The 12,348-nt window shown below is 44.1% G+C and carries 8 protein-coding genes; all 8 read left to right on the top strand.

Annotated features, from left to right (window positions below):
• A partial coding sequence (locus tag EFY79_RS21445) for an Ig-like domain-containing protein (RefSeq protein ID WP_158605214.1) occupies nt 1-6,618 on the top strand: 6,618 nt, incomplete at its 5' end.
• Nucleotides 6,619-7,151: 533 nt separating this feature from the next.
• Nucleotides 7,152-7,427 (top strand): hypothetical protein, encoded by a 276-nt coding sequence (locus EFY79_RS12945; protein ID WP_148041919.1) that lies wholly within the window; start codon nt 7,152-7,154, stop codon nt 7,425-7,427.
• Nucleotides 7,428-7,569: 142 nt separating this feature from the next.
• Nucleotides 7,570-8,157, top strand: coding sequence for a transposase (locus EFY79_RS12940; RefSeq protein WP_123121148.1), 588 nt, complete (start codon nt 7,570-7,572; stop codon nt 8,155-8,157).
• Nucleotides 8,158-8,225: 68 nt separating this feature from the next.
• Nucleotides 8,226-8,417 (top strand): hypothetical protein, encoded by a 192-nt coding sequence (locus EFY79_RS12935; protein ID WP_123121147.1) that lies wholly within the window; start codon nt 8,226-8,228, stop codon nt 8,415-8,417.
• A gap of 491 nt (nt 8,418-8,908) precedes the next feature.
• On the top strand, nt 8,909-9,994 hold the full coding sequence (locus tag EFY79_RS12930) for a T9SS type A sorting domain-containing protein (RefSeq protein ID WP_123121146.1): 1,086 nt from the start codon (nt 8,909-8,911) through the stop codon (nt 9,992-9,994).
• A gap of 465 nt (nt 9,995-10,459) precedes the next feature.
• Nucleotides 10,460-11,437, top strand: a complete 978-nt coding sequence (locus EFY79_RS12920; RefSeq protein WP_148041918.1) for an outer membrane beta-barrel protein — start codon at nt 10,460-10,462, stop codon at nt 11,435-11,437.
• A gap of 129 nt (nt 11,438-11,566) precedes the next feature.
• A complete protein-coding gene (locus EFY79_RS12915; protein WP_123121143.1) occupies nt 11,567-12,031 on the top strand; it encodes a PIN domain-containing protein in 465 nt (154 codons plus the stop codon).
• Complete coding sequence (locus EFY79_RS21595) at nt 12,021-12,173, top strand: hypothetical protein (RefSeq protein ID WP_199727529.1); 153 nt, start codon at nt 12,021-12,023, stop codon at nt 12,171-12,173. Before EFY79_RS12915 ends, EFY79_RS21595 begins: the two co-directional genes overlap by 11 nt.
• The last annotated feature ends 175 nt before the right edge of the window (nt 12,174-12,348 follow it).

The raw sequence follows: 12,348 nt of genomic DNA, 5'->3' as shown, positions 1-12,348 counted from the left end.
ACCATTTGTAGTGGAAGCAGTACTACATTAACACAAACGGGGGGCGTTTTAGGAACAGGAGCAGTATGGAAATGGTATACCAATTCAACTTATACAACTCTTGCGCCCGGAACGGTGGCAGCAGATGGTAGTTTAACAGTAAGTCCGGCAACGACTACTACTTATTATTTAAGAGCAGAAACTGCTACAAACGGACCATGCACTCGATATGTGGCAGGCGGAGATGTAACGATAACAGTAAGCCAACCTTCAGTAGCGCCAACATCGTTGAGTGCAGACGTTACAATTTGTAATGGCAGCAGCACTACATTAACCCAAACAGGAGGGGTTTTAGGAACAGGCGCCACATGGAAATGGTACACAGATGCAGGTTATAATACGCTAGCTCCGGGTACAGTTGCCGCTAATGGTAGTTTATCGGTTAGCCCAACTGCCACTACAACATACTATTTAAGGGCAGAAAGCACCACAGGAGGCCCATGTGCAGCGAATGTGGCAGCAGCGGGAAGCGTTACGGTAACCGTAAATCAACCTTCAGCAGCACCCACCTCTTTAAGTAGTCCTGTTACTATTTGTAGTGGAAGCAGTACTACATTAACACAAACGGGGGGCGTTTTAGGAACAGGAGCAGTATGGAAATGGTATACCAATTCAACTTATACAACTCTTGCTCCGGGAACAGTGGCAGCAGATGGTAGTTTAACAGTAAGTCCGACCGTAACTACAACTTATTATTTGAGAGCAGAAACTGCTACAAACGGGCCATGTAGTCAATATGTAGCTGGGGGAAATGTAACAATAACAGTAAGCCAACCTTCAGTAGCGCCAACATCGTTGAGTGCAGACGTTACAATTTGTAATGGCAGCAGCACTACATTAACCCAAACAGGAGGGGTTTTAGGAACAGGCGCCACATGGAAATGGTACACAGATGCAGGTTATAATACGCTAGCTCCGGGTACAGTTGCCGCTAATGGTAGTTTATCGGTCAGCCCAACTGCCACTACAACATATTATTTAAGGGCGGAAAGTAGCACAGGAACGCCTTGTGCAACTGAGGTAGCGGCAACCGGAAGCGTAACGGTAACGGTAAATCAGCCTTCAGTAGCACCAACTTCTTTAAGTAGTCCTGTTGCTATTTGTAATGGAAGCAGTACCACCTTAACACAAACAGGAGGCGTTTTAGGAACGGGAGCAGTATGGAAATGGTATACCAATTCAGGCTATACAACTGCAGCCCCTGGAACCGTGGCAGCGGATGGAAGTTTAACAGTGAGTCCAACAGCAACGACAACTTATTATTTAAGAGCAGAAAGTACAACAGGAGCGCCCTGCGTTGCTAATCTAAATGCAGGAACCACAAAGATTACAGTAAATGAACCAATCTCTATTACCGTTCAGCCCCAGGCATCACAAGAGGTATGTCTTTCTTTCCCTGCAAGCTTATCAGTTACTGCAACAGGCACAGGTCTTGCATATCAATGGTATCTCGGTACAAATCCAATAGCAGGTGCTACCTCATCAACTTATAACATAGCAAAAGCGCAGCAAAGCGATGGGGGAACTTATACTGTGTTGGTAAGTGGTGCAGGCAATATTTGTTTTCCTCAAACTTCTGCTGATGCGATTTTGACCGTAAACCAAACAATCACAGCAACTATTACTCCCACAAGCCAACCTCAATGTGAAGGAAGCACTGAGACATTTACTGTGTCGACAACCGGAACAGTAAATACTTATCAATGGAGAAGGAATGGAAACTCAATATTTGATGGTGGAAATATTTCAGGAGCAAACAGCGCAACTTTAACTATTACCGGACTTACACCAGCTGATGGAGGAAGCTATGATGTAGTAGTAAGCGGTCCTGCAGGACAATGCTCGCAGGTGATATCGAACGTGGCAAATTTAACTGTTAATCCAACAGTTGGTACTCCAACAGCTATTACTGTATCCGCAGGAACAGAACCCACATGTCAGTTACTGAATGGAACAACGACAACAACTTATGCAACGACGGCAACTAATAACACTGGCTTCAACTGGTCAATAAGTAATGCTGCTGCAGGTTCTATCGATGCAGCAACAGGTGTAATGACCTGGGCAAATGGATTTTCAGGTTCTGTTGATATACAGGTTACTGCCAGTGGTTGTAACGGGCCTTCTGCACAAGTTGTGAGAACAGCAGCGATTGCTCCAACAAATACTGCAGGCGCCCCGTCATCTTCACCAACTTTATGCATCAATACTGCAATCAGTCCTGCTATTACCATTGCTACTACTGGTGCTACCGGCATTGGCACCCCTACAGGTTTGCCAGGTGGGGTAACGGCTGCATGGTCATCGAATGTTATCACGATAAGTGGAACTCCAACAATATCAGGAACATTTAACTACAGTATTCCGTTGAGCGGAGGTTGCGGAGCTGTCAATGCAACGGGAACTATAATGGTTACTCCTGCAAATACTGCGGGCATCCCGTCATCTTCACCAACTTTATGCATCAATACTGCAATCAGTCCTGCTATTACCATTGCTACTACTGGTGCTACCGGAATCGGCACCCCTACAGGTTTGCCAGGTGGGGTAACGGCTGCATGGTCATCGAATGTTATTACGATAAGTGGAACTCCAACAACATCAGGAACATTTAACTACAGTATTCCGTTGAGCGGAGGTTGCGGAGCTGTCAATGCAACGGGAACTATAATGGTTACTCCTGCAAATACTGCGGGCATCCCGTCATCTTCACCAACTTTATGCATCAATACTGCAATCAGTCCTGCTATTACCATTGCTACTACTGGTGCTACCGGAATCGGCACCCCTACAGGTTTGCCAGGTGGGGTAACGGCTGCATGGTCATCGAATGTTATCACGATAAGTGGAACTCCAACAGCATCGGGAACATTTAACTACAGTATTCCGTTGAGCGGAGGTTGCGGAGCTGTCAATGCAACGGGAACTATAATGGTTACTCCTGCTTCCTTTGGCGGCACCGCCTCTGCTAATCAAATCGTTTGCTCCGGCAATATGGCTGCTGACATAACACTAAGCGGCAATATCGGTTCAGTTGTGAAATGGCAGAAGGCATCTGACCCTGCCTTTACGGTGGGTCTGCAAGACATTAGCAATGCTACAACAACACTTCCGTCTGCTACAATTGGTACCGTAAATTCCACCACATACTTTAGGGCCGTCGTTCAAAGCAGCCCATGTAGCATCGCTTATTCTTTACCAGTGTTAATAGCAATTGATTCTACTATTTCTTCGCCGATTACTGCATCGCCGGCCAGCGTCATTTGCCTCGGTAACCCACTAACTCTCTCTACTACCGGTTATCAATCAAGAGATTCAATTTTAGGGGGTGATTTCAATCAGGCGAACCCTGCTGGTTGGACAGGAGGGAATGCCAATAACAGTAATGGTGGCCCAAATAACAATTGGGGGGAAGCAACTAACGGATCCGGAAAAGTATATGGCACCTACCAATATGGTTCGGGCGCTCCCTCTGGCAACAAATACCAGGTCGTTAGCGGCGTTACACTAAATCCAAGTGGAAGAGATTCGTTAATTACGCCTCTGTTTAGTACTATTGGCAGAACATCGCTCACACTCGATTGGTACCAGGGATACAATTTCAACGGGACAGCATCCGGGCAGGTCCAAATTTCAATTGATGGCGGATCCACATGGACAACATTGGCAACCTATAATAGCTCATCTCCCAACATTGCCCAAAATCCTTTCAATAGTCACCAAACCATTGATTTAAACGCCTACCTTGGACAGGCAAACGTTAAAATTAAATTTTTATACACTGGTACATCCGGAAGTGCGTGGGCATTAGATGATGTTAATGTTCTCGGTCCTTATCAACCGTTAACTTATACATGGCCTTCCGAGTTCACAGTGATTGCTCCGGGAAATTCTGCAACATATACACCAACCGCAGCGGGTACGTTTACTTATAATTTAACTACACATGGTACTTGTGGAGATAAAACTTCTTCAATAACAATTACTGTAAGCGCTCCGGCATCTATTACCACACAGCCAGCTGCAAGTGCTGCTCAATGCGTTGGCAGTTCCGCAAGCATTTCTGCTACAATAAGCGGTACGCCTCAGTGGCAGGTAAGTACTGATGGAGGAACTACATGGTTAAATATATCTGCAGCCCCATATTCAGGATTTACCACACCCACTTTAAATATATCTGCCACTACTCTTGCTATGGCAACATATCTTTATAGGGTCGTTGCTTCTGCGCCAAGCCCTTGTAGCAATTCGGTTCCTTCTAATTCAGTAGCTTTAAAACTTAAAAATGTCTGGACAGGTGCTACTGGCACTACTGATTGGAATACCGGTGGAAACTGGTCAGATGGTTCGGTACCAAATACTACTTGTCCTACTGTCCTGATTCCTGTAGTGGCTCTGGGCAATTACCCGATATTGAGTACAGGTCCTATGGCTACTATCACTAATTTGCAGATAGATGCTGGTGCTTCTGCAAAAATTACCGGCAACACCATGCAGCTAGCTGGTGGCATCACCAACAACGGCTTATTTGATGTTACCGACGGTACTGTGGAATTCAATGGTACAACCGGTACTCAAAATATAGCAGGAAGTAATTTTAAGAATAATATTCCGGGCAAGAATAACACGGTTAAGAACCTTATCATCAGTAATAATGTAAATGTGGCTAATACCGCCGGCGATACCTTAAATATCACCGGCCTGGTTTCCTTTAGCATTGACAATACTACACTGACTACCGGTAATAATCTGACTTTAAAATCCACCAAAGACAATACCGCAAGCATAGGCGCTTTAGCTGCAAATAACGTTGTATCCGGGCAGGTAGAGGTAGAACGTTATATCAACATCGGTACTACGTCAGGCACCCATCCCAAATCATGGCAGTACCTGGCAACACCTACGCAAGGCCAGACCCTTAAGGAAAGCTGGATGGAAAATCAAAGCAGTACCATAGTAGGCTATGGCGCCCAGTTTAACGGTACACTGGGAACTTCCGGCTACGATGGAGCGCCAAGCATAGCTCCATCTGTAAAATCGTGGGATGAAGGAACAGGCGCATGGAAAGAATTTGCCAATACCGCTGACCTTTTGTATAATCCAAGGGGATACTACGCCTTTGTCAGGGGCGACAGGAGTGTAGACGGTACAACTGTTACTACCGCCAAGCCAACCACACTGAGGTCAAAAGGTGCCATTTTTACGCATATTCAACCACGGGATGTCCCGGCTCAGACAGCAAATAATGTATTCTTCTCTATTGGCAACCCTTACCCATCAGCAGTGGATATGACCAAAGTGCAGCAGACAGGTACGGGGATTACCGACACGCATTTACAATTTTTTTATGTATGGAGTCCTGTGCTTAATGAAGGATATGGTGTTGGAGGATGGAATACTCTGGTGTGGGACGGAGCCCATTATTTCTCTGTACCGGGCCCAGTACAAAACGATATGATTCAATCCGGGCAGGCATTCCTGGTTCAGGAAGACTTGAATACTGACACTAAAGTAATCTTTACAGAAGACGCAAAAGTGTCAACGAATAATTACAACCCATTCAGAGTGCAAACCCAAACTGGTAAAGCCGTGAAACTTGCGACGACTTTGTTCGCAATACAGGCTGGCGGTAACACTATCCTTGCCGATGGAACTTTACAAATGTTCGATAAGAGTTTCACAGGCAAATTGGATAGGTATGATGCAAGAAAGATCATGAACAGCGCGAATAACCTTGCCATCAAAACATCATCAGGTGTGAACCTGGTGGTAGAAAGCAGGGCACCGCTTACAGAACAGGATACCATCCGGTATAACATGAGCAGCATGGCGAAGCAGAACTACCGCCTGGAATTTAAAGCCCGGGGATTGTCATCACAGGGAGTGGAAGGCTTTATAGAAGATACTTATCTGAACACAAGGACCCCGATGGATATGGAAGGCATTACCAATGTGGATTTTGCCGTAACCAGTGATAAAGGCTCTTATGCTGCCAACCGTTTCAGGATTGTATTCAAAACAGCGGTAGTATTACCGGTAAAATTGGTATCAGTTACTGCAGCTCAGAAAGATGAAGACATCCGGGTAGATTGGAAAGTGGAAAATGAAAACGCCGTGAAGCAATATGCGGTCGAAAAAGCAACAGATGGCGTAAGCTTTAAACAGGCAGGTATAGTAGCCGCTGCCAACAACGAATCGGCCAGCTACCAATGGCTGGATGATAAGGCTACGCCGGGTGATAACTATTACCGCATCCGCATTGAGGAGCAGACCGGCAAAATAAGTTATAGTGAAGTGGTGAAAGTGGCTATACCGCTGGGCAAGCCATCAATAGGCATCTATCCGAACCCGATTACAGATGGTATTATCCACCTGCAACTGGTGAATCAGCCAAAAGGAAGGTATGGCTTAAGATTGCTCAATCCGTTGGGACAAACCATCATAGCCAAACAGGTAGAGCATGCGGGCGGCAATGCCACTGAAAACATCAATTGGGATTACCATCTGGCTCATGGGGTGTATCAGCTCCAGGTGTTGAGGCCTGATGGAAAAACGCAGGTAATTAAAGTGATGTATTAAGCGGCAAGCGGTCAGCACCGTAGGTCAGACCGCGGGTATGGAGGTAGTGGTCAGCACCATAGGTCAGACCGCGAATATGAAGGTAGCGGTCAGCACCATAGGTCAGACCGCGAATATGGAGGTAGCGGTCAGCACCGTAGGTCAGACCGCGAATATGGAGGTAGTGGTCAGCACCGCAGCTCAGACCGCGGTTTGAAGGACAAAACCTGGCGCCGCAGCTCAGGCCGCGATTGGTGTAAACAAGAGCGCTAATACTACTAAATTGACAGATGAGTTAGCAATATAGATTTACCAAGGCTACCTGCCTTTACCAAAACTAACTGCTTTTTAAAGGTATAGAACAAACCCTGTGGTGCGTAACAGCATTCAGGGTTTTTAGGTCGCTTTTAGCGTCCCGGCTGATTAGTTTGAAATTAATGGAATACTGAATCAAGCGGGCAAACAAATAAAGAAGATTTTTATTTTAATGGATTATTAATGACTTTACCAATACTACCTGCTTTTTAAGGTACACAACAATAAAACCCTGTGGCGTGTTTGATTTTCGCAAAACGTCATGGGGTTTTTCGCGGTCAGCACCGAGGTCAGACCGCGGGTATGGAGGTAGCGGTCAGCACCGAAGGTCAGACCGCGGGCATGGAAGTAGCGGTCAGCACCGAAGGTCAGACCGCGGGCATGGAAGGATCAAGCTTGGAAGTAGCGGTCAGCACCGAAGGTCAGACCGCGGGCGTGGAAGGATCAAGCTTGGAAGTAGCGGTCAGCACCGCAGGTCAGACCGCGGGTATGAAGCATCGGACGGTTGCTTTTAAGAAAATTTAAGAAAAAGGATTTAAGTGAATTACCCTCGCTTGATAAACCAATCAACCCGCGGTCTGACGCTAAGGCGTACTGACCGCTACGATTAACACCGCGGTCTGACGCTAAGGCGTGCTGACCGCTCAAAAAACAGTTATGACCATAGTTCCAAACGAAACCTATCACATCTACAACCAGGGAAACAATGGTGAAAAATTATTTTATGGTGACGAAGATTATATCATATTTCTAAAATTGTGCAGAAAATATATTTCACCTAACTGTGATATCCTTGCGTATTGCCTGATGCCCAATCATTTTCATTTTTTAATTCATACAAACGAGAATTCGGCGAGAACCCGGCAAGTCGGACATCTTAATTTATGCGAGCTTTCAAATGGATTCAGGTTATTGCAAAGCACCTATGCACAATATATAAATAATAGGGAAAACAGAACAGGCTCGCTGTTCAGGCAAAAGATCAAAGCTAAATCCTTAGACAGCGGAGATGAAAATTATGGTTGGATTGCTTTCAACTATATTCATTTAAATCCGTTAAAAGCCGGATTGGTAGAAGACTTGGATTATTGGAAATTTTCTTCGTTTTTGGATTATGCGGGAGTCAGGAGTGGAACTCTTTGTAATAAAGAGTTGGCTTATGAACTACTCACCGTCGACACAAAGAATTTTATAAAAGATACCTACTCTGAATTCAGTGAGGAGAAGATAAAGAAAATCTTCTAGCGGTCAGCACCGCAGGTCAGTCCGCGGGCAGGGAAGTAGCGGTCAGCACCGTAGGTCAGACCGCGGGTATGGAAGCAGCGGTCAGCACCGTAGGTCAGACCGCGGGTATGGAAGCAGCGGTCAGCACCGCAGGTCAGACCGCGGGCATGGAAGTAGCGGTCAGCACCGCAGGTCAGACCGCGGGCAGGGAAGCAGCGGTCAGCACCGAAGGTCAGACCGCGGTTATGAAAGGATCAGGCTTTGTTTTTAAAAAAAATTAAAAAAGGATTTAAGTGAATAACCTGGAAGGCTAAACCAATCAGTTCGCTGTCTGACGCTAGGGCGTGCTGACCGCTCAACAAAGCGGTCAGCACCGCAGGTCAGACCGCGGGCAGGGAAGCAGCGGTCAGCACCGAAGGTCAGACCGCGGGTATGGAAGTAGCGGTCAGCACCGCAGGTCAGACCGCGGGTATGGAAGGACCAGGCTTTGCTTTTAAAAAAAATTAAAAAAGGATTTAAGTGAATAACCTGGAAGGCTAAACAATCAACCCGCGGTCTGACGCTAAGGCGTGCTGACCGCTACGATTGACCCCGCTGTCTGACGCTAAGGCGTGCTGACCGCTACGATTGACCCCGCGATCTGACGCCAAATAATTAAATAATTAAATAATTAAATAATTAAATAATTAAATAATTAAATAATCCAACAACTATACAATAAGACAAATTATCGAGCGTTTAATGGCTAATCCAACAACCAAAAAACGTCCTGATGAAAAACTTCGCCTTACTGTTAACTGCCACGTTTTTATCGCTTAGTCCCGTTTTTAGCTTATCAAAAAATTCCTCATCGGAAGAAATCCGGTTGATTTCTAATTTATATGTAGTTACCGCCGCAGGCAATCCCATTTTATTAGATGGAACGCTTACCATGTACAGCACTGATTTCAGCAATGACCTCGACAGGTATGACGCCAGGAAAATGACCAATCCCGGTGAAAACTGGGGGATGGTTCGCAGCAATAAAGTGTACATAGTAGAAAGAAGGCACATAATTGAAGGCACAGATTCAGTTTTCTTTAAAATGTGGAACATGAGGCAGGGAATGAATTACCGCGTACAATTTATAACTGCCAATCTAAATTTCCCGGGAAGAAGTGCGGTGCTCATTGACAATTATCTAAAAACCTCTGTCCCTATTGGCTTAAACGACACAACTTATTTTAACTTCAATATTACCGGTGAGGCGGCTTCTGCTGCTGCCAACCGGTTCAGCCTTATCATTTCAAACTCCGTTTCTGAGGGATTGGCCCCGGTTGAATTTATTTTTTCAAATGCAGCAAGAACAAACCAAATTATAAACGTAAGCTGGAAGGCAGAAAATATTGCTAAAGGAGATATTTTCAGTATTCAAAAGTCTGGCGATGGCATTCACTTTGTTGATGCCGCGCAGGTAAGCGTGTCAGACCCTGCAAAAAGCCAGTACGAATATGCAGACAAAACCCCCAAAGAAGGCGATAATTATTACCGCATTGGCACTGCAGATAAAAATGGTACGCTGAGCTACAGCAAAACCATGAAAGTAAACGTGGCGGCCGAATCAGGGGACGTAACGGTGTATCCCAACCCCGCAACTGCCGACAACCTGAACCTGAAATTGTCTAACCTCACGCCGGGTGAATATAATATCAGGATTATAAATTCTTTTGGCCAGGTGTTCCTGCAGAAAAAAGTGCAGTACAATGGCGGCGTAGCAATTGAAAAAATTCAGCCTGCGCAGAAAGTGCCTTCCGGTATTTACCGGGTTGAAATTATTTCCCCGGATGGGAAAAGAAAAATAGTCAGCATTGTTTTTTAAGTTTAAATTTTAATATGGTTTGGCTGCTTTCCGTAACGGGAAAGCGGCCTTTTTTAATAACTGCAAATAAAAATCCCTCTTATTCGTTTGTTTACTATGGATACGGGTGGTTTTACTTGAACAAAGGCTTAATCTGTAAAAACAAACCAATTATAAAAAATGAAGAAAAAGTTGGCGTAAAAAATTGCAGGAATCAAAAACTTGTATATTTTTACGGGGTATTGAGACCTCTTCCCGATATCATTGAGAAAGCCGCCCTTCCACACTAAAATAAATTATAAAAAAGCAAATAAAGTCATTCCTGCGGCAGTTTTATTTCAGGCAATTATAAACAATCGTTAAGTGAGAAAGTATCACGGCGGGCAAGGGAAATTCTAATAAAAAATGTCAACGAAATTTCAAATTGAAAGAAATAATAGCTTAGTTTGTAAAACATTTATCAAAAGCATCAAAACAACCGGCTTAATGAAATATAAGATTCTTTCCTGCTTATTTTTCCTCGTCATTGCCACCCAGGTAAAATCGCAATCTTATTTTTACACTAACCAGGATTATGCTAACCCGATTACTCTTGAAGGAGGTGTTTCTGCGGGGATCATGAACAGCCTTACCGATGTAGGCGGGAGGGCAGGCCGGGGAAAGGCGGGCGCAAAAGATTTGAATATGCAGGTGACCACCGCCTGCGCGGGCATTTATATTAGCGCTATATACTTTAACACCATCGGCCTTCGCCTTGAAGGTACGCTTGGCAAAGTTCAATCTCACGACAGCCTGCTTAAAAATGTAAAAAATACAGCCATTGGCCGTTATAACAGGAATCTTAGTTTCAGAAGCCCTATAAGAGAGGTTAACCTTTTGTTGGAATTTCACCCGGTCGATTTTGTCAGGGATTTTGATCCTGATGCCGTAATGCCTTCGTTTTCTCCTTATTTATTGGGGGGCGTTGGCTACTTTCATTTTAACCCGCAGGCAAATTTAAACGGCAAATGGATTGATTTGAAGCCCTTGCATACCGAAGGGGAGGGATTTGCAGAATACCCTTCCAGCAGGGAATACAGCCTTAACCAGGTTAACTTTTCTTATGGCATAGGACTGGCTTACTCGATAAACAATCGCGTTAACCTGAGATTGGAATATGTGTCGCGCAAATTAAATACTGATTATTTGGATGATCTTCATGGACGCTATGTAGATCCCGCCATATTTAGTAAATACCTGACAGGAAACGACCTGACAAATGCACTGTTGCTCAACAAGCGCATAAGGCCAGATGCAAAGCCTGAGCAAACGACGCAGAGCCCCGGAAGCATCAGGGGAAACCCTTCTAACAATGATTCTTATTTTACCGCTGTTTTTAAAGTAGGATATATATTTGGAAGACAAAGACCTTCTGTAGATCTCAGGAAATACAACCGCCCAATGAGAAGCCCGACAAGATTCTAAAATAAAAACGGGAGCTGGTAATTTTACGTAGGTTTTTTGAAATAAAAGAAGTGGTAAAGCGTTATGATGTACACAAGTTACCAGGAGATATCAGCTAAACACCTCAAGGAAAATTTGTAATTTCATTGAATGATAAGACAACGCTTTTATTTTGATACGTCCGTCTTTGGCGGTGTTTATGACATTGAGTTTGAAGAGGATTCAATTCACCTTTTTGAGAAGGTAAAACTGGGACAAATAATTTGCGTTTATTCCGATCTCACTGAAGGTGAATTATTTGAAGCGCCGGAAAAAGTGAAAATCTTTTTCAGAGATTTGAAAAAAGAACATATAGAAATCGTCTTTGTAAATGATGAAGCGGTAAATCTTGCAAAAAAGTACATTGACGAAAAAGTTGTAGGTGAAACAAGTTTTGACGATTGTGTGCATATTGCTCTTGCAACCATTCACAAGGTTGACATTTTGGTAAGTTGGAACTTTAAACATATTGTGAATATTTATAGAATCCGTGGTTACAATTCTGTAAATTTGAGTTGTGGTTATCAGACATTAGAAATACGTTCACCTAAAGATATTACCAGTTATGAAAACTAAAACAGAAACAAAAGAGAAAGATTTTGACACGGTTAAAACTTTCAGAGCCATAAAGGAAAAGATTTCAAAAGACATTGCAAATATGGACGCGAAACAAATTAAAGCGTACTTGAAAGATAAAAAAGTACGTTTGCAAAATTGACCGCCTGTATAGAACGAGAGTTAGCGATAACACGGGTGATGTGCACTTTATCGCTTTTTGTTCACTATTTGGCAGTTGTCCAGGCTGGAAATTCTCTAATGAGCTTTTGTACTTATTCTACATTTAGTTCTTTAATCGGCTGACGTTCGGGCGAAAGGAACATTGAATTCCCAGC

The sequence above is a fragment of the Hanamia caeni genome, assembly GCF_003721595.1.
Taxonomy (GTDB): domain Bacteria; phylum Bacteroidota; class Bacteroidia; order Chitinophagales; family Chitinophagaceae; genus Ginsengibacter; species Ginsengibacter caeni.
The sequence above is the reverse complement of the archived record's forward strand: the minus strand, read 5'-3'. Positions and strand labels throughout refer to the sequence as shown.

Coding starts and splice junctions, on each gene's coding strand:
- EFY79_RS12940 (WP_123121148.1), top strand. CDS start 7,570: ATGACCATAGTTCCAAACGAAACCTATCACATCTACAACCAGGGAAAC.
- EFY79_RS12935 (WP_123121147.1), top strand. CDS start 8,226: ATGGAAGCAGCGGTCAGCACCGTAGGTCAGACCGCGGGTATGGAAGCA.
- EFY79_RS12930 (WP_123121146.1), top strand. CDS start 8,909: ATGAAAAACTTCGCCTTACTGTTAACTGCCACGTTTTTATCGCTTAGT.
- EFY79_RS12920 (WP_148041918.1), top strand. CDS start 10,460: ATGAAATATAAGATTCTTTCCTGCTTATTTTTCCTCGTCATTGCCACC.
- EFY79_RS12915 (WP_123121143.1), top strand. CDS start 11,567: ATGATAAGACAACGCTTTTATTTTGATACGTCCGTCTTTGGCGGTGTT.
- EFY79_RS21595 (WP_199727529.1), top strand. CDS start 12,021: ATGAAAACTAAAACAGAAACAAAAGAGAAAGATTTTGACACGGTTAAA.